Annotated in this window: 18 protein-coding genes; 13 read left to right on the top strand and 5 right to left on the bottom strand. The window is 67.1% G+C overall.

Features of this window, described 5'->3' with window-relative positions; all coding sequences use genetic code 11:
- Positions 1 to 14 precede the first annotated feature (14 nt).
- The 7 genes from AC5592_RS30595 (at position 15) to AC5592_RS30565 (ending at position 8,785) form a co-directional block, all read left to right on the top strand.
- A complete protein-coding gene (locus tag AC5592_RS30595) occupies positions 15 to 674 on the top strand; it encodes a hypothetical protein (protein WP_063066201.1) in 660 nt (219 codons plus the stop codon).
- Entirely contained in the window at positions 667 to 2,040 is a 1,374-nt protein-coding gene (locus tag AC5592_RS30590; protein ID WP_036511109.1) for a glutamine synthetase family protein, read from the top strand. The genes AC5592_RS30595 and AC5592_RS30590 overlap by 8 nt, the downstream gene beginning before the upstream one ends.
- Positions 2,037 to 2,819 carry a gamma-glutamyl-gamma-aminobutyrate hydrolase family protein gene (locus tag AC5592_RS30585; RefSeq protein WP_063066200.1) on the top strand — a complete coding sequence of 261 codons (783 nt, stop codon included), beginning with the start codon at positions 2,037 to 2,039 and terminating at the stop codon, positions 2,817 to 2,819. The genes AC5592_RS30590 and AC5592_RS30585 overlap by 4 nt, the downstream gene beginning before the upstream one ends.
- Positions 2,795 to 5,257, top strand: coding sequence for an AMP-binding protein (locus AC5592_RS30580; protein ID WP_232329622.1), 2,463 nt, complete (start codon positions 2,795 to 2,797; stop codon positions 5,255 to 5,257). Before AC5592_RS30585 ends, AC5592_RS30580 begins: the two co-directional genes overlap by 25 nt.
- Entirely contained in the window at positions 5,254 to 6,384 is a 1,131-nt protein-coding gene (locus AC5592_RS30575) for a Zn-dependent alcohol dehydrogenase (protein ID WP_036511103.1), read from the top strand. The genes AC5592_RS30580 and AC5592_RS30575 overlap by 4 nt, the downstream gene beginning before the upstream one ends.
- Complete coding sequence (locus AC5592_RS30570; RefSeq protein WP_036511100.1) at positions 6,381 to 7,841, top strand: aldehyde dehydrogenase family protein; 1,461 nt, start codon at positions 6,381 to 6,383, stop codon at positions 7,839 to 7,841. Before AC5592_RS30575 ends, AC5592_RS30570 begins: the two co-directional genes overlap by 4 nt.
- Before the next feature lie 65 nt (positions 7,842 to 7,906).
- On the top strand, positions 7,907 to 8,785 hold the full coding sequence (locus AC5592_RS30565) for an NAD(P)-dependent oxidoreductase (RefSeq protein ID WP_063066198.1): 879 nt from the start codon (positions 7,907 to 7,909) through the stop codon (positions 8,783 to 8,785).
- Between the two features lie 71 nt (positions 8,786 to 8,856).
- Here the strand turns inward: AC5592_RS30565 and AC5592_RS30560 are convergent, their stop codons facing one another.
- Positions 8,857 to 10,077 (bottom strand): PucR family transcriptional regulator, encoded by a 1,221-nt coding sequence (locus AC5592_RS30560; RefSeq protein WP_232329620.1) that lies wholly within the window; start codon positions 10,075 to 10,077, stop codon positions 8,857 to 8,859.
- Positions 10,078 to 10,208: 131 nt separating this feature from the next.
- Here AC5592_RS30560 and AC5592_RS30555 point away from each other — a divergent pair, with 131 nt between their 5' ends.
- The 4 genes from AC5592_RS30555 (at position 10,209) to AC5592_RS30540 (ending at position 13,949) form a co-directional block, all read left to right on the top strand.
- A complete protein-coding gene (locus tag AC5592_RS30555) occupies positions 10,209 to 10,841 on the top strand; it encodes a TetR/AcrR family transcriptional regulator (protein WP_063066197.1) in 633 nt (210 codons plus the stop codon).
- A gap of 388 nt (positions 10,842 to 11,229) precedes the next feature.
- Entirely contained in the window at positions 11,230 to 11,736 is a 507-nt protein-coding gene (locus tag AC5592_RS30550) for a TetR/AcrR family transcriptional regulator (RefSeq protein ID WP_198163975.1), read from the top strand.
- A gap of 590 nt (positions 11,737 to 12,326) precedes the next feature.
- The gene (locus AC5592_RS30545; RefSeq protein WP_036511092.1) at positions 12,327 to 13,694 is read left to right on the top strand and encodes a flavin monoamine oxidase family protein; all 1,368 of its coding nucleotides are present in this window, start codon (positions 12,327 to 12,329) and stop codon (positions 13,692 to 13,694) included.
- Between the two features lie 54 nt (positions 13,695 to 13,748).
- Positions 13,749 to 13,949 (top strand): hypothetical protein, encoded by a 201-nt coding sequence (locus AC5592_RS30540; protein ID WP_157122335.1) that lies wholly within the window; start codon positions 13,749 to 13,751, stop codon positions 13,947 to 13,949.
- Positions 13,950 to 14,077: 128 nt separating this feature from the next.
- Here the strand turns inward: AC5592_RS30540 and AC5592_RS30535 are convergent, their stop codons facing one another.
- Positions 14,078 to 14,545: a hypothetical protein gene (locus AC5592_RS30535; protein WP_036511090.1), complete on the bottom strand. Its 468-nt coding sequence runs from the start codon at positions 14,543 to 14,545 to the stop codon at positions 14,078 to 14,080.
- A gap of 473 nt (positions 14,546 to 15,018) precedes the next feature.
- Entirely contained in the window at positions 15,019 to 15,384 is a 366-nt protein-coding gene (locus AC5592_RS30530) for a hypothetical protein (RefSeq protein WP_157122333.1), read from the bottom strand.
- A gap of 235 nt (positions 15,385 to 15,619) precedes the next feature.
- On the opposite strand from AC5592_RS30530, the gene AC5592_RS30525 reads away from it, so the two are divergent.
- Together AC5592_RS30525 and AC5592_RS30520 are read left to right on the top strand one after the other, a co-directional pair.
- The gene (locus tag AC5592_RS30525) at positions 15,620 to 15,907 is read left to right on the top strand and encodes a hypothetical protein (protein ID WP_063066194.1); all 288 of its coding nucleotides are present in this window, start codon (positions 15,620 to 15,622) and stop codon (positions 15,905 to 15,907) included.
- Positions 15,908 to 16,145: 238 nt separating this feature from the next.
- Complete coding sequence (locus AC5592_RS30520; protein WP_063066193.1) at positions 16,146 to 17,153, top strand: LLM class flavin-dependent oxidoreductase; 1,008 nt, start codon at positions 16,146 to 16,148, stop codon at positions 17,151 to 17,153.
- A 35-nt stretch (positions 17,154 to 17,188) separates the two neighbouring features.
- Here the strand turns inward: AC5592_RS30520 and AC5592_RS30515 are convergent, their stop codons facing one another.
- Positions 17,189 to 17,407, bottom strand: coding sequence for a dodecin (locus AC5592_RS30515; RefSeq protein WP_036511077.1), 219 nt, complete (start codon positions 17,405 to 17,407; stop codon positions 17,189 to 17,191).
- Between the two features lie 278 nt (positions 17,408 to 17,685).
- Positions 17,686 to 18,321, bottom strand: coding sequence for a TetR/AcrR family transcriptional regulator (locus AC5592_RS30510; protein ID WP_063066192.1), 636 nt, complete (start codon positions 18,319 to 18,321; stop codon positions 17,686 to 17,688).
- Positions 18,322 to 18,379 lie beyond the last annotated feature (58 nt).

The following is an 18,379-nucleotide window of genomic DNA, read 5'->3' as shown; positions in this document are numbered from 1 at the left end:
AGAAAGGTACGACAATGACGGAAACCCCGACGATCTCCCCGGGCCTGGCGGCGCAGCGCGCGCCGGTCCGGGTCGAGGTCGACGACGATGCCACGCCTGTCGTCCGGCTGCTCGGCCGGACCCTGCGCGACGCGGTCCGGATCGGCCACGCCCCCGAGGTGCTCGAGCGTGGCACCGGGACGGTCGCCGTGCTTTCGCACGACACCCCTCAGGCGGCCACCGTCACGCTGGGTGAGGGCGCCGTCACCGTGACAGGTGGCGTCTTCGCGCCGGCCGACGCGACGCTGGTCGTCGATCTCGAATCCCGTTTCGCGCCGACTCGCGGCCCGGACGGTGACCCGGAACTGGCTGAGGCGGTCCTCGGCGCCTTGCGACCCCCGCTGCCACCGTGGCGCGAGGCCGCCGAGCGCTTCTGGAACCTGACCCGCGGCATCCGCGGCATCCCAGACGTCCTCGTCGCGGTCGCGCAGGAAGCCGAGGGCCCCCAGGAGGCCCGGTTCGGTTCGGGCCCGTCCACCTACCGCATGGTCGGCACGCCCGACGCGCTGGCAGGCGTGTTCACCGGCGCCGACTACCTGCTCACCTCCCTGGACTCCGGCCTGCGGGTCCAAGGGACGCTCTCGCAGATGTCGGTCATGACGGCCGCCTCCTGGAAGGTTCGATTCGATGTCTGAGATCATCCGGTCCCGATCCATCAAGTCCGCGTGGGAGGTCCCCGCGAAGGCGATCCGCCTGGAGGCCACCGGCCACGACGGGAGCTTCCTGGGAAAGACCGTCACGCCCGCGAAATTCGCCGCCGGCAAGGAGTCGGGCTTCGCCTTCGCCGACATCATGTTCGCGATCGACCTGGGCGATGCGTTCGTCTTCGGCGACGCCTTCCCCGACTGGCGCGGCAACCTCTACGACATCTCGATGATCCCCGACATGAATACGCTGGTGCACTGGAAGCCCGGCCTGGACTCCGTCATCGGCGACTACTGGCTCCGGGACGGGCGGCCGGTGCCGATCTGCCCGCGGAACATGGTGCGCAGGCTGGTCGAGCGGCTGAAGGGACTCGGTTACACCGCCACGGTCGCGGTGGAGATCGAAACGACGCTGTTCGAAGAGTCCGTCCAGCAGGCGCGGGCCCGCGGCTACCGCAATCTCACCCCGCTCGGCGGGGACACCGGCGCCACCTATCACTTGGCGAGGTCGAAGGACTGGGTCGATTACATGGACGCAGTCACCGACCGGCTCGACGAGCTCGGCATGACCTGGGAGGCGTGGACCGACGAGGCCGCCGCCGGTCAGACCGAACTGAACCTCGCGCCCACCGATCCGGTGTCGCTCGGCGACCGTTGGGTGCGCACCAAGCAGGTGATGCGCGAAGTCGCGTTCGAGCAGGACCGGACGGTGACCTTCATGGCCAAGCCGACCGCCGGGTTCGGGCAGGGCGCGCACATCAACCTCTCGCTGCACCGGGACGGTGAGAATCAGTTCTTCGCACCGGACGGGCCGTCCGAGGTGATGCTGCAGGCCGTTGGTGGGCTGCTGGCCACGATGGCGGGAAACACCCTGCTGGCGCTGCCGCAGATCACCTCGTACCGGCGTCTGGTCGACATCAGCGGTCCGCCGACCACCATCTCCTGGGGCGTCAACAACAAGACCGCGGCGGTGCGAGCCATCGTCGGGCATCCCAAGTACTCGCGGCTCGAATACCGGCTGCCCGGCTCGGACGTCAACCCGTACTACGCGCTGGCCGGTGTGCTCGCCGGGGTCGTGGCCGGTATCGAACGGCAGATGCAGGCCCCGCCGCAGGTCGACGACATGGCGTGGTGCCTGCCCGACGACTGCGGAGTCGAGCGGATCCCGGACTCGATCACGAAGGCCATCGCGGCGCTGGACGGCGACGCGGTGCTGCGCGAGTACCTGGGCGACGAGTTCGTCGACTTCTGGGTGGCGTCGCGGCGATGGGAGTGGATGGAGTTCCACACCAAGGGCGGGGACCCCTACGCCGAGCTCTCCGAGTGGGAGTCCCGTCGCTATTTCGAGTTCCCGTGAGCGGCAAGCCATTGGTCGGGATCACCGGCCGCCGGTTCCAGCTGGGCCTGATCGCCGGCATGGACGAGCGCTACGCCGCGGCGTGCGTGGACTCGTTCATGTCCGCCTTCGCCACCCGCGTCGCGAAGGCGGGTGGCGTGCCCGTGCACCTGCCCTACGACGCCGATCCGCAGGAGGCCTGCGAGTGGCTGTCCGGGGTGGTGATCACCGGCGGACAGGATGTGCACCCGGCCCGGTGGGGCGGCGACGTCTCCGTCGTCCGGGATGTCGACCCTCAGCTCGATCCCCATGCGCACGACTCCGAACGCGACGACTACGAGTTCGCCCTGACCCGCGCCGCCATCGACCGAGGTATCCCCGTGCTGGGAGTGTGCCGCGGGATGCAGCTGCTCAACGTAGCGCTGGGCGGAACGCTCATCGCGGACCTGCCGCCCGGCCCGGTGCCTCACTTGTCGAAGCTGGCGGCACCCACCGACGGCGACGCCGAGCACCTCGTGACCTTCGATCCCGGTTCGACGGCCGCGCGGATATTCGGTGACAGCGCCGTCACCAACTCGTGGCATCACCAGGCCGTCGATCGGTGCGGCGCGGGACTCGTCGTCACCGGCCGCGCGCCCGACGGGGTCGCGGAGGCCGTGGAGGCGCCCGGCGCGCCGATCCTCGGGGTGCAATGGCACCCCGAGTGGATGGAACGAGACGATCCGGCCATGGCCTGGATCGTCGACGAATCGAGAAAACGACAGGAGGCCGGGGAATGCCCGCTGACACGACAGTCGTGACGACGCCCAGGGACGAAGCACCGCGGCGTCCCGCCGTCGCCCTCGACCGGATGGGAGCGACGCCCCGGGTGCGCACCGTCACCGGCCTGCTGGCCGACGGTGCCGCTCGCACACCCGTCGCCGAGCTGCTGCGGTTCGGCGACGCTTCGTGGACCTACGAGCAGGCCGACACGTCGTCGTCGCGGTTGGCGCACCGCCTGATCGAGGTCGACGGCGTGGCGCCGGGCGACCGCGTCGCGATCATGCTGCCGAATGTCGTGCAGTGGCCGCTGACCTGGTTCGCGGTGCTCAAGGCCGGCGCTGTCGCCGTGCCCGTCAATTCGGCGTACCGCGCGGCTGATCTGGCGTTCGTGCTGCGCGACTCGGGCGCGAAGGTGATCGTCAGCGACGCGGAGCACCTTCCGCTGGTGCGTGAGGTGGTGTCCGGTGACGACGCCCTCGCGGGCATCCGCATCGTCGACGTCGCCGACGCGGGAGAAACAGGGTTCCCGCCCACCGCCCCCGATCTCGCGATCACTCCGGACACACTGGCCAACCTCCAGTACACCTCGGGCACAACGGGATTCCCGAAGGCGTGCATGCTGACCCACGACTACTGGACCCGCATCGCCTGGGGTTGTGCCGCGGCTGCCGGCCTCGGCGGCGGCGACGTGCTGCTCACGGCGCAGCCCTTCTCCTACATGGACCCGCAGTGGAACACGGTGCTCGCCCTCACCGCCGGCGCGCCGCTGGTGGTGCTGCCGCGGTTCTCCGCATCAGGGTTCATGGCCGATGTGCGCCGCCATCGCGTGACGTTCTGCTACGTCCTCGGATCGATGCCGACCCTGCTGTTCAAGCAGCCGCCCGCCGCCGACGACCGGGACAACGACCTGCGCGCGGTGTTCTGTTCCGCGATCCCGGCGGCGCTGCACGCCCGGCTAGAGGACCGTTGGGGCGCACCGTGGCGAGAGGTCTACGGCATGACCGAGAGCGGGATCGACCTGATCAGCCCGCTCGATGACGCCGCATCCGTTGGAGGTGGCGCCATCGGGCGGCCTGTGCCCAATAAGCGGGTCAGGATCGTGGACGCCGACGGCGCCGAGGCCCCCGCCGGCACCCCTGGGGAACTGACCGTATCCGGCACGCCCATGATGCTCGGCTACTGGAACCGGCCCGAGGAGACCGCGCGGACGCTACGCGACGGATGGCTGCACACCGGTGACATCGCGATCGCCGACGACCGGGGCGAGATCCGCCTGGTGGGTCGCATCAAGGACATGGTGCGCCGTGGTGGCGAGAATGTCGCAAGCGCCGAGGTGGAGGCGGCGCTCGAAACCGACGATCGCGTCGTCGCGGCCGCTGTCGTCGCCGAGCCCGACGAGGTGCTCGGCGAGGAGGTCAAGGCCTTCGTCCAGCTCGCGGGGGGCGCCACCGGCGACCGCGCCACGGCCGAGGCGATCATCGACCGGGCTACCCAGCAGCTCGCACGGTTCAAAGTGCCTCGATACGTCGAATTCGTCGCCGATTTCCCCCGAACCCCCTCGGAGCGGGTGTCCAAGCCCGCCCTGAAGGCCCGGGCGGCCGAAGTTCCCGGCACGACCTTCGACCTGCGCGAACGGCCTCCGTCGGACCTCGCCGCATCGACGGCCGTGGCGCCGTTGGACGTCACGCCGCCGGACGCGGCGGCCGAGCACGTGCTCATCGAGGTGATCCGCGACGTCGCCGTGATCACCCTGCAGCGGCCGTCGAAGCTCAACGCGCTGACCGTCGGGATGCGCCTGCGCCTCGCCGCGCTCATCCGCGAGTACGGCACCGGCGAGCGGGTCCGGGGCATCGTGATCACGGGCGCGGGCCGCGCCTTCAGCGCGGGCGAGGACCTCAGCGCGGCGCCGACCACGTTCGCCGAGATGCGCGAGACCTTCGAGACCTTCCACGACGTCACCCGCGCGGTGATCGAGACTCGGGTCCCCGTGGTCGCGGCGATCAACGGGATCGCGGTGGGCGGCGCCTCGGAGATCACCCTGTGCTGCGACGCGCGCCTCGGGACGCCGCAGACCACGTTCTTCCAGCCGGAGAATGCCCGCGGCCTCACGATCTCCAATGCGTCGAGCGTGCTGCTTCCCCGGATCGTGCGTAACCAGGCGATGCGGATGGTCCTGGGCTCGGAGCGCATCGCCGCCGAGGAGGCGCTGCGGATCGGCCTGATCGATCAGATCGTCGAGCCGGACGAACTGCTGGACCGCGCGATCGAGACCGTCCGTGCCTGGACGCCGGAAGGTGGCAACAACACCGCCTTACACCTCGCGCTGTTGCGGCCCTCGTCGGAGGAGATCGAACGCGCCTTCGAGCTGGAGGACGCCGCGGCCGACGCGTCATGGAACAGCGGAGCGCTGACCGCGGGTATCGCGGGCTTCTGGAGCGCCAGGAAGCCGGCCACAACGACCGGAGAGAACCGATGATCACCACCCGCGCGGCGGTACTGACACGGGTCGGCGAACCGCTGCACCTGACCGACATCCACGTCGACGACCCCGAGCCGCACGAGGTGCGGATCGCCGTCACGCACGTCGGGCTGTGCCACAGCGACCTGCACTATATGACCGGCACGGTCCCCACCGAGCTGCCCGTCGTAGTCGGTCACGAGGTGGCCGGCATCGTCGAATCCGTCGGCTCGGCCGTCACCAGCCTGCGTCCGGGCGACCACGTCACGGGCGCGCTCACCCCGTCGTGCGGCGAGTGCGCGAACTGCAACGCGGGCCGTTCGACCCAGTGTCAACGGGTCGACGAGATCCGGCGCCGCCCGCGGCCCGCGTACACACTGCCCGACGGGACGCCGGTCGCCCGGCTCGGTGACCTGGGCGCGTTCTCCGAGCACATGCTGCTGCGCGCGAACGCCGCCGTGAAGCTGCCCGACGGCGTGCCCACCCGGGTCGGCTGCCTGCTGTCGTGTTGCATCGTCACCGGAGTCGGCGCGGTGTTCCGCGGGGCGCGGGTGCGTCCCGGCGCCACGGTGGCGGTGATCGGTTGCGGTGGCGTCGGCTCGGCCATCATCCAGGGCGCGCGCCTTGCGGGTGCCTCGGCGATCGTCGCGATCGATCTCGACGAGCAGCGGCTCCGCGCGGCCCGCGGTTACGGCGCGACTCACACCCTCAACGGAGGAACCAACGACCCGGCCGGCGCGGTGCGCGGCCTGCTGGGCGACGGCGTCGACTACTCGTTCGAGGCCGTCGGATCCGCCCGCACCGCGGCCACCGCCCTCGAGGTGGTGCGTTCCACCGGCACGGCCTGCCTCGTCGGCATCGCCCCCGAGGGCACGCAGTTGACCGTTCCCGCGTCGGACTTCTTCTTCGGCGAAAAGCGCCTGATCGGCTCGTATATGGGCTCGGGGCAGGCGCGGGAGGACATCGCCCAGTTCGCCCGGTTGTATCAGCAGGGCCGGTTGCTGCTCGACGAGATGGTCACCCAGGTCATCGGTTTCGACCGGATCAACGAGGGCTTCGAGGCGATGAAGTCCGGCGACGTGACCCGCATTGTCGTCGCCATGCCGGCCGGTTCCGACATCCCCGCTGTGCAGGAGATCCGATGAACACTACGACGACCCTCGCCCAGCCGGTGAGCTATATCGCCGGCGAATGGGTGCCATGCCAGGCGCTCGACGCATGGAACCTCGATCCGAACACGGGCGAGCCGGTCCACCGCACGGTGACCACGTCGCCGGACGGCCTGGAACGCGCGCTGCGACACGCACAGCGCGCTTACGAGGCGGCGGACTGGGCCGATGACGACTTCCGGCTCGAGCGGGCCGAGGCGCTCGAACGGGCCGCGGCGAACGTCGAGCAGCGGCTCGAGGAGATCGCCCGCACCGATGCGATCACGAGCGGCACGGCGATCACTGCCACTCGCAAGCTCGCCGCATTCCTCCCGGCCCGGATCCGGGCTGCGGCCACCGAAGCCCGTGCGATCCCCCGCGTCACCGCGCTCGCCGCCGGCGGCCGCGATGTCCGGCTGCATCGGGTACCGTGGGGGCCCGCCGCGATCCTTACCCCGTGGAACGGCCCCAGCTTCATCCCGGCGGCGAAGGTGGCCAGCGCGGTGGCGTCGGGGTGCCCGGTGCTGCTCAAGCCGTCCGAGCACGCCCCCGCCAGCGCGCAGGTGATCGTCGAGTGTTTCGTGGATGCCGGATTACCCGACGGTGCGCTGCAACTCGTACACGGCGCCGGTGACATCGGCGCCGCGCTCACGGGTGACCGACGGGTCCAGGTGGTGTCCTTCACCGGCGGCCCGGGCGCCGGGCGCGCCATCGCTCGCGCGGCGGTCGAGGACTTCAAGGTCCTCCAGCTCGAGCTCGGCGGCAACAACCCCGTCCTCGTGCTCGATGACGCCGACCTCGACGTGACCGCCGACGGGATCCTCACCGGCATGACGAACCTGAACGGCCAGTGGTGCGAGGGGCCGGGCAAGGTCCTGGCCCCGCACCGGCTGGTGCAGCCGCTACGGGAAGCCCTCGACGAGCGCATCGCGCGGCTACGGATCGGGCACTCGCTCGACGAGGAGTCCGACATCGGCCCGATCTCCAACGAGCCGCACTACCGGACCCTGATCCAGCGGATCGAGGGCCTGCGCGGGCTCGGTGCCGAGATCGACCAGCCCGGGGAGCTGCCCGGGCTGCCGGGTTTCTTCCTGTCACCCACGATCGCCACCGGGTCCGACCCGGACCGCACGACGGCCGAGCTGTTCGGGCCGGTCGTTTCCCTGCACGGCGTGGACTCGGATGAGGACGCGCTGCGCGCCGCCAACGCGCACCCCTCGGGCCTGGACGCCTATGTGTTCGGCACCGACACCGACCGCGCGATCGCGATCGGTGCCCGGGTCGTGTCCGGCGAGGTGCGCGTCAACGGCGCGAAGCTCGCCGATCTCGGCGACGACTCCGCTCAGAGTTTCTGGGGCCCGTCGGGCATCGGCGGACACGGTCCGGCGGAATCGGTGCGGGTGTTCTGCGGCGACCGGGTCGTCGGCGTGGACTCGGCGGATCTGCCGCTCTAGACGGCGGTCATCGACTGGCCTGTGCGGTCGACACCACGGCACGTCATCGAAGAGAGGGAGAACAAATGGAGAAGACCACCTCACATGACGTCACAGTTCTCGGCTGTGGCCTGATGGGATCTGCGCTGGCGCGGGCAATCGCCGGCGCCGGCAAGTCCGTCGCCGTCTGGAATCGGACGCACCACAGAGCAGACGCACTGGCCGACAACACGATTACGCCCATACGGGAGATCGACGACGCCGTCCGTGCCGCGCCGCTGGTCCTCGTGTGCCTCGCCACATACGACGGCGCCCTCACGGCCCTCGAGCCCGTGTCGGACTTGACCGGCACAACGCTCGTCAATGTCGGCAGCGCCGCTCCCTCAGAAGTCGAATCCTTCGGGGTTTGGGCCGGCGAGCGCGGCGCCGAGTACTTGGACGGGGCGATCCTCGGATATCCGGAACAGATCGGCACCGAGGGGGCGGCGATCCTCTATTCCGGATCCGAAACCGCCTGGGCCGAGCACGCCGAGAGTCTGACCTTGCTGACTCCCGTGTCCGTCCGGGTGTCCCCAGACGTCAAGATCGCCAGTGTTCTGAACGCAGGACTCGTCGGCATGTTCCTGGTCCCGGCCGTCAGTGCCTACGTGGAGGCAACGACCTACATGCTCGGACAAGGAGTGGATCAGGCCCTCCTCGACGCCCTGACGCCTGCCGCGTTCGGGTCCATCCAGAGTGAGACGGCGAGGGTCGCGACGGCCATTGCCAGCGGCGATTTCACCACGGATCAAGCAACCATCGCCACGTACGCCCAAGCCTTGGGCGGAGCCATCGACATCATGAAGGAGACCGGGCTGAACCCCCGAGTGTTCTTCGCCGCAATCGAGAATCTGACCGCAGCTGTCGATGCCGGACTGGGTGACCTCGGCTTCGCAGCTCAGACGAAAATCATCGGCACAGAGTAACCCCGTCCCGTCCGATCAGGGACTCGATCAGCGATGCCGGCCGCTGATCCGGTGCGGCCAGTGTCCGCACGTCAGTCTCGCAACTGCACGAGCATGAGCGCCGCGACCACGCTCGCGGCGTTGTCGGCGAGTGGCGCCGGCAGTAGCTGATCGGCCCGGGCCAGCCGTCGCTCGATGGTGTTGCGATGCGTGAACATCCGTTCCGCGGTGGCGGAGCCGTTGAACCGTTCGCGGACATAGGTCAGCACCGTCTGCCGTAGCACCGGGTCAGCGGTCGCGAGGTCGCCCAGGGTGTCGGTGACGAACTGATCGGCCTGTGCCATGTCGGCCGTGAGCGCGGACACCAACGCGACGTCCTCGTACCGGACGACGGGGCGCGCCGAGCCTATCCGCGCCAGTAACCGCTGCGCGGCGGCGGCGTCCAGGTGGCTGCGGCGAAAACCGTCGAGATCCCGCCCGCAACGTCCGAACGCGACATGAATACCCGGGTGAGTGGCCAGGGCGGCGTCGACCATCTCGGCCGAGGGGACCATCTCCGCCGGGACCCACACCCACAGCGCGGTGGTGCTGGCGTTCAGGGTCAATCGGCGTGGGGCTTCGCATATCCGCATCACCGCCTCGGCAACCGCGTCGAGACCCGCGGCCTGGTCGGCGGAGTCGCTCCAGACGATCGCGGCAACGTGGCTACCCGTCAGCGCGTACCCGAGACGCGATTCGGCCCGGGACCGGCCGATCGGCGCACCTTCGAGCAAGAGCTGGACGGTGGCGTGCCGCTCGGCGCTGGCGCCCCGTGCCAGGTCCGCCCGCTCCCGTTCGACGTACTCGTCGAGCGCCGCGATCGAATCGTCGATGAAGGCCGCCATCGACCGCTCGGATACTTTCATCACGTCGCGGAGCTCGTCGAGAACGGTGGTCGCCGCGAAACAGGTGTCGACCCACAGCTCCCACGCGCCGTGCTGGGCCCCTCGCCACGACCCGAGGTCGTGCATGTCCAGGCCACGCCGCACCAGGTCGCGTGCGAACTGCAGAACCTCCGGTTCGACGCACGGCAGGACTCGAGCTCCGGGGTCGTGCAGAGTGGCCGACAGCCAGTGCCGCATATACGTCTTGCTCATCTGGCGGTCGGCCGCCGCGAGCTGTGGATCATCGACCAGTGCCCGGTATTCGGCGTCCCGGTGAGCCGCGGCCACCACCTCGTCGACCGCAGTGCTGGACGCGGCCAGAAGGCGCTCGGCGACATCCCGCATCAACTCAGCGGTGCGTCGGCTCGGTTGCGGCCATGGTAAGTCCACGGCCGCACTCTAGCGCCACACGACGCGCCGGCTATCGGAACTCACGAATTGCCACGGGTTTTCGGTGCAGCGGTCGGTTTCGGGCCCGGAATCGGCACACCTCAGTTTGCTCCCGTGATAAATTAACTGTCATGACAGTCAATCAGGTCGGGCGGCCGAGCAAGGCGAACGAGTGGATTCGGGAAATACTCGAAGCCACATTCGCGGTCGCCGTGCGGGAGGGCCTGGCGGGTGTCACCTTCTCGAAGGTCGCCGACGCCGCGGGGTTGCGGCGCACACTTGTGTTGCACTACTTCGGGTCTCGCGACGAGTTGATCGGCGCGTTCATCGACCACGTCGTCGGCGCTATGGGCAGCGAGATCGTGCATCGGCACGGCGATCTGCCGCTACGGCTGCGGGTGGCGGCGGCGTATGCGCCCGGCGCCTACCGCTCCCGCGACGACATGGTGGTGTGGGCCGAGCTGGTGGCGCTGAGCGCTCGTGACCCGGCGGTCCGCGAGCGTCTACACGACCTGTGGACGCAGCGGTGGCTGCCCGATCTGGAAGCGGTGCTGGCCGAGCGCTATCCCGCCGTGGGCGCGGAGGATGTCTCGGCAGCGGCCTATGCGCTGGTGTGTCTGTTCGAAGCGCACTGGGCATTGGACATTCAGGGTGTCGTCGACGAGCGAAAACAGCAGCAGGTCGAACGCGCGGCGATGGTCATCCTCGACGGTCTCGGGACTCCCGACGGATCCGACTCCGACCCGCAGGGTCGGTGGCCATGACCCCGTTCGATATCGAAATGCTGGAATTCGCCACCGCATGGGCACCCTACGGTGGTAACGACGAAGAAGCGTTCATCCGCTTCGGTCTGCGGCCGAAGGAATTCCACGTGCGGTTGTTGCGGTTGCTTCGAACCCCGCCCGCGCGTGTGCTCGGCGGATCGACTCTCAGCGCGCTTCGCGAACAGTGCCGTGAACGGCTGGCGCGCTCGGCTGTCCAAACATCGCGATAACGAAGCTCCGCCATCTTCGGCAGGCGTCGTTCGTCCGGCGGATCGTCGGCGTGTGGCGTAATCGAAGTGATACGATTTCGAATTGCATTCGAAAAGCATCGGCAGCGATTTCGTCAGCCACGCGGACAGCGCCGGTGCAGCGTCGCAGTGTCGAGCGTGTGCGGACCATTCTCGATGTCGCCGACGTTCTGTTCGGCGAAAAGGGGTATGAGGCCACCACTTTGAAGGCGGTCAGCGAACGGTCCGGTATCCCGATCGCATCTATTTATCACTACTTCGAAGACCGCAATCAGTTGGAAATCGCGCTCTTACAAAGGCATTCGACGCAGCTCGAGGAGCGGCTCGGCACCGTCTGGAGTGGTAGGTCCGCGCCCCGCAGCCTGCGTAAAGCGGTCGATGTCATGATCGACGGCTATCTGAGCCATTTCCGTGGGCACCCGGGTTGTTTCGTCGAGCTCTGGTTTTGTGGCCGCAATCCGGCGATCAGTGATATGGCGCTGGCATTCGACCGAAAACAGGCGGAGCAACTTCGAGGTCTGGCCTTGTCGAAAAGTGGGTTCGGCAGGATGTGTCACCGCTCGTTTTCGAGCTGGTGTTCGAGGTGGGAAACCGTCTATTCGATGTCGCATTCCGTCGGTCCCGAACCGGCGACGACACTGCCGTGAAAGAAGCGCGACGCTTCATCACCGCGTATCTCGAAACATATGTCTAGTCGTCGTAGGAGCCGAATTCTTCGAATTCCTCCATGTTTTCGGGCCGGACAATCTCGGCCTGCTTTGCGCGAGGGCGCGCGGCCGACATCGAAGCCTGAATGGCCCTACGCCTGGATGTTCGCTTCCCGGTCTGCGGTCAGTGCTGTGCTGGCACCGGCGGCCGGACCGCCGAGGCTGTGCTAGAGCACGATAAGTCGACCTAGATTCGGATTTTGTCTGGGCTGTCCGCCGCGTCAACCAGCGTGGCGTGGATGCTGTCACGTCGGAAAGCTAAGCCGCTGGAGAGACTATTTCTCCAGTTGGTGGTAGGTTTCTCGAACTCTCCATTGGCGTTGGCGCGCCGTTTCGGTGGCGGCCACTCTGAAGCAGAGTGAGCGTTGACAACCTCATGTTGCTGCCATAAAGTCGAATCGAGTTCGAAACTGGCTACCGCAGTGTGCCGCCGGCGCACCGCCGGACCCACAGTGCGTCGCTACGAGCAGGGGGTGCGAGCGCCGATTCGTGGACCTTTTTGAGTTATCAATCGAGAGTCAGGAGTTGACATGACAGCGCAGGACACGCACGAAGTGCACGAGGAGACCACCGATGTGGTCGTCGTCGGCGCCGGAATGGCGGGATTGATGGCGGCGACCACCCTGTCACCGAACACCGATGTCGTGGTGCTCGAGTCCTCCGGTCGCACGGGCGGACGAGTCGACAGCGTCCGACGTGGCGATTACTGGATCAATGTCGGCACTCAGTTCACCGAGGGCACCGGCCCGCTGTTCGATGCTCTCGAGCGGCACCGCATCGAGATGGGCTCGCTCGCGGGTAAGAGCGTCGCGCTGTACCTCAACGGGGGATTGGTCGACACCTCCAATCCCGTGGAACTCATGTTCGGTTCGCGGATGAGCGTGCTGGACCGGATCGGTATGGGGATTGTCGGTGCTCGGATCCTCGCGGTCCTGCCCTTCCTTCAGTCGCAGAGCCGTGTCGCGCAACGGGTTCGCGCCAAACTCGACACCAAGCTGGCGTCCTACCTGCTCAAAGGGGTCCGGTCGGAACTGGCCGCCGCTATCGTCCGGGCGTGGTCGGCGCAGTGGATGGGGTGCGAGGTGGAAGAGACCGCCGCCACCCAGTTCGTCACCTCGGTCGGCCTCGCTCTCTCGGACCCGGAGAAGGTCCCGAACTTCTCGCTACCCGTGGGTGGTAATCAGACCCTCACCGATGTGCTGGCTGAAGATCTCGGGCCGCGGATCAGGCTGAACTCGCCGGTGCGGTCGGTGCGCCGCGATGGCGACGGTGTTGTCGTCGACTACCTCGAAGGCGAACGCACGATCCGCCTGCGCGCGAAGCGTGCGATCGTGACCGCACCCGCCGATGTCGCCGAGCAGATCATCGCCGACCTGCCGCAGCAGCACCGAAACGCGTTGAGCGACATCACCTACGGTCGGTACGTGATCGTCGGCTTCTTCACCGAAGAAACCGGACCACAGCGCTGGGACGAATACGTCGCCGTCTCGACACCGCAACTGTCATTCCAGGCGATGTTCAACCACGCCGCGGCGATGCGCAGGGGGAGCAATCGCAAACCCGGGGGAGCACTGGCCTGCTTTGCCGGCGGCGCACAGGCCGACGAACTGCTGGAATTGACCGACGAGGAAATCGTGTCGCGATTCGCCGAGGACCTGGTCACCGTGTTCCCCGAATTGAAAGGAAAGCTGGGCCACAGCGTAGTCCGGCGGCACCGCCGCGTCGTACCCTTCTGGGCTCCCGGGCGGCGGAACTCGCTTCCGACGCTGCGTGATCCACTCGGAAACATCTACTTCGCCGGTGATTACCAGCTCGACCTGCCGACCCTCGCCGACGCTGCCACCTCGGGTGAGCGCGCCGCGAAAGCCGTACTGGCCGACCTGAGCCGACGACGATAAGACCACCACCGGGCATCCGCGCAGCGTGCGGTGGTTGTTCCCTACAACCACCGGATGGCGTGTGTCGATGTCGGCGCGGCGTGCGCGGCGGTCCAGCTCTCCCGTGACGGCGGACACCTCCGAAAGACCTATCACCTCCATAACGGACACGATGTGCTGATGTTCGACGAGGTGGCCGCATTGCTAGGTGAAGTCCTCGGCGTTCCTCACGGCTTCGAAACGCAGCCACTTCGATCGGAGCTGCCGGCGCATTGAGGCCGGACTTTTGTCATCGCTTCCGCTGCCCGAACCGGCGGGCCAGCTTGATCGTGTGATGATTGCTGAAGATTCGCTATCGGCCTGAATTGGACGGGCTTTTCGGGTGTGTCGACATTCGGCTCGGCTCATGTGTGGTTGCTGTGGTGGCCGCCGGCGGGGCGCATGGGTGTGCCGCGTTTGTGGAGTGCGTCTTTGATGGTGCTGGCGGGTGTGCGGGTGAGTCGGCTGCATGAGGTGAGGGAGTGGCCGGCGAGGTAGAGCCGTTCGAGGTGGTCGCCCTCGGCGTCCGTCAGAGGTTGGTGTCGGCGGGTGACGCCCTCTCGGGTGAGCAGGTTCAGGACGGCGGTTTTGGAGATGCCGTATCGCTGGGCGAGTTCGAGTGCGGTTGCGCCGTCGCGGTAGTCCTGGACGAGTTGGTCGATGGTGTGGCGGGGGAGTCGGCGTTGGATGTTCCGGGCCGGCTTGGCGTGTGGCGGTGTGGCTGATTTTCGCTGCCGCCGCTTCGGTTCGGGGCTGTCGGATTGGATTCCGGCGGTGAGGCTTTCGAGTTTGCGCAGGTCATCCCGTTTCGCGTAACGCCCAGCCAGGTCCACAATTGTTATAATGTCTGGTCAGAGGCTTTTCTGGGTTCTGACCTTTCGTTGTCTTAGGTTGGCTTTTGGCCCGTGTAGCCGTCTGATCTGCGGAAATATCGTTGTTTTCCTGTTTCGCGCCCAGCTGGGTGTTTCACGCCTTTTGATGCAGGTGTGGCAAATGTGATGTTCGTGGTCATTGGATTCGGTAGGCGCTCCTGTCGTCGGGTGGATGCCTCGTCGGGCTAGCGTGCAGGCGGAGATCAAAGATACGGTGCTTGCCAAGCGGGCGATCTCGGCGATGACCAACTCATTTTCAACAACTCCGCTGCCGAGGGCCGCAAGTTCGTCTCCGAGATGTCCCGGAGCATGCTGCGCGCTACAACGCCGCGGAACCGAGGGTGTAACCACTGTCCGTGCCGGCTGGCGGTGTCTCGATCGGTCTGTGCTCGCAACGCCGGACAAGCCCAGATCTGTAGGCACGTATACGAATTTCACTGCCCGGGGATGCGGCAACGGTCGGTCTTGATGTCCAGCCGGCCGTTGATGATGTTCTGGTGGACAAACACCGTGCCGTTGCAGATGTAGGCGAGGTCGTTATCTCTGGGCTGGATGAGAGTCGCTTCCTCGACCTTCCCGCTGGTGGGCGTGCCCTCGCCGGCCTGGCAGTTCTGCCCCCTGATGGCCTTGGTTCCGTCGAGTTCCGTCACACCGAACCCTTGCTCCGCGATGTCGCAGGTGTAGACCGGCAGCGGACCGAGCGGCTCGGCTGAGGCCGTCGGCGCCCACACTGTCACCGTGGCCGCGGCGGCGAGGAAGGCGGTGGGCACAAGGGGCCGGGCACAACGAGCATCACGCATTTTCGACCTCCTGGGGTGTCGTACCGATCCGGTCGTGCCGCCACGAGGCCGGCTTCTCCCCGCGACAGCGCAAGAAACTTGCTGGACAAGCTGATCGACAGGCCGGCCGCGCGCACGCGCGGCGGCGGGCAGACAACCCGACGCGACCACGGTAGGCGCACCGCCTGCATCGGCCGACACGTCCGCTCATCCCGGCGTGTCTGGCTCCCAAACCTGTGCACCTGCAGAGTCGGACATGGTGTGGCTCGAGGACCGAACGGTCGCTTCGGCATTGGACCGACCAGACGACGGCGAGCCGATATCCGCGGCGGCGGCGCTCGCGGTGGCGAATGTGGCAGCACTCGAGCTCGGCTGGCGACTATTCGGGCCGTTTCTGCGCGCATTCACCGGTCTCGACGACGCCCCCATGACGGAGTTGCAGCGGCGAATCGATGACGAGGCCCTGCGGATAATCCAGGGGAATGAGGTTCGGTCGAACAACGTCTTCGGTGAGTCCACATGCCGCTCGAGGAGAAGGGGATGAGTGCAGCCGTGCCAGGGGGACCGGACTCACCTCGAATTGCGCTGAGGCGTCTTCGATCGTGGTGGGATAGGACGGGTGACGACAGAAGGGCCCCGATGATGTCCGACTCGGCCTCGCCGCCGGCATTGATGGTGGTGATGGCCCATCCGGACGATGAATCCACCAGTGCGGGAGGTGTTTTGAGTTTGTACGCACGACGCGGGATGCGCACCGTGTTGGTGACTATTCTGAGCGCTCGATGACGAATCATCGCGCCGCGCTGCGTTTTTCGATCCTGGATACGGCGCCGATCGTGCAGGGCTCGAATGCAAAGACCGCACTGCTCGAATGTATCGAGCTGGCACGGTTCGTCGACAGGCTCGGCTACCACCGGTTTTGGGTACCCGAGCATCACGGTATGCGCGGAGTGGCCAGTGCCGCACCGGCAGTCGTCATCGACCGCGTCGCGTCGGTGACCCGTCATCTGCGAGTGGGAGCCGGCGGTGTCATGACACCGAATCACTCACCCATCGTGATCGCAGAACAATTCGGCACGTTGGAGGTCTTTCACCCCGGCCGTATCGACCTCGGATTGGGACGGGCCCTTGGCGGGCCACGCGAAGTTGTCGACCGTATCCGCAGCCCACACGAGAGGGCGGCCGTCCCCTTCGCAGAACAGATCCGGGATCTGCTGGGCATGTTCGATCCGACGACGGAGGGCCGCGTCGTGGCAGTGCCCGCACAAGGCAGCCGACCTGAGATCTGGATGCTCGGAAGCAGCGACTACACGGCGCGCGTCGCCGGTGTGCTCGGGCTTCCTTTCGTAGCCGCTCATCACCTCGAGCCGGGAAACGCCATCGCGGCCACTCGTGTCTACCGGCAGACCTTTCAGCCCTCGCCGTTGTGTCCCGGGCCGCGGGTCATGGTCAGCGTGTCGGCAATCGCTGCCGACAGCGATGAACGCGCCCAGTGGCTGTCCGGATCGCTGAGAATGAAGACCGCGCGGCGAAAAGAGGGGCAGCCCATACGCTTACCCAGCCCGCAGACCGCGGATCACTACGGATATGCGGCCGGACGAGACATCGCGGATGAACTCGACGGGGTTTTCGTCGGGGCAGCCGCAACGGTGTTGTCGCAGTTGCACGCCTTGGCGGAGGCGACCGACGCGGAGGAACTTCTGATCAAGACCGACCTCTACGACCCGAACGACCAGCGCAAGTCGTTCGAGTTGCTGGCCGCGGAGCTCGCCGGCACAGTAGGCAGGTAAGGGGGGAGCACCCTTCCGTCACCTCGGCGGCAGCGCTATTGTCTGGCGTCCTCGATGCGGAAACCGACCTTCATGGTGACCTGGTAGTAGGCGACGGTTCCTTCCTCGAGGTAGCCGCGGACCGACTGGACTTCGAACCAGTCGAGGTTGTGTGTTGTCTGCGCGGCGCGCGACAGGCCGCTGCGAATAGCGGCGTCGACGCCATCGGGGGAGGTGCCGACGATTTCGATTACTCGATAGGTGTGATCGGTCATGTCGATGCCTTCCGGTTCAGCGGAGGTGGACGGTTCGACTATGCCACCGGGGCAACCGTTGACGGCGTAATCAAGGCCGGGACGGTGGCGCCGAGCTCGAGGATGCATGCGGCTGCGGCCGTCGGCATCACGCCGGATCCGTTTTTGTTCGCCCGGATGTGGTGTTCGACGGGGCCGGCAGGCGTACACCGGCTGGGCGACCGCCGCAAAGGAATTGTCCATCTGCAGCGCCTCGAACAGATCGAATTCGAGATCGTGGCCGAGCTGAATGCGCTGGTTTATAGGTGATGCGGCGGGTTGGTCGTGGTGAAGAGCAGTTGTGCTGCGCGGGTGATGGTGTGGCGGATGTCGGTGATGTTGGCGGGGTTGGTGGTCAGGTCGAGCAGACAGGTAGTCAGGACGTGGCCGAGGACCAGGGCTCGGTCGTGTTCGTCGGTCCAGTCGGGGTCGGCCATCGCGGCGCGGACGAGTTCGGTGAAAAGCGGTCGCCAGACCCTGATTCCGGGGCCGTCGCCGGAGTGCACGGAGTTCATTCCGGCTTGCAGCAGGTTGTGGTCTTCGGCGGCCCAGCCGATGAATTGGGAGAACGCGGAGGCGATCCGGTCGGCGGGCTCAGCGCCGCGGTCGGCCGGTAGCCGGGTGAGGCGGTCGAGGGTGTCGAGGGCCCAGTCGGCCATGAGGTGCTGGATCAGGCCGTCCTTGGAACCGAAGTAGCGGTAGACGGTGACCGGGGTGGTGCCGGCCTCGGCGGCGACCTCGCGGATTGTGACGCCCTTGTAGCCGTGCCGGGAGGCCATCGTGCGGGCGACCGCGGCGATCTCGGCGCGGCGCGCGCGTTCGGCGGGACCGAATTCGCGGACCATCCGCAACGAATCGCGGGACTCGCGCAGCAGGGCAGCAGTGTCGTCGACCACCGTTCGAGGGTACCGCAGAGCGAGAACACGTTGTATAACGTGTTATACAACGTGTGAA

This window comes from Nocardia violaceofusca NBRC 14427 (assembly GCF_963869435.1).
Classification (GTDB): Bacteria; Actinomycetota; Actinomycetes; order Mycobacteriales; family Mycobacteriaceae; genus Nocardia; species Nocardia aobensis.
Note: the sequence above shows the minus strand (reverse complement) of the source record. Positions and strands in the feature narration are given on the sequence as shown.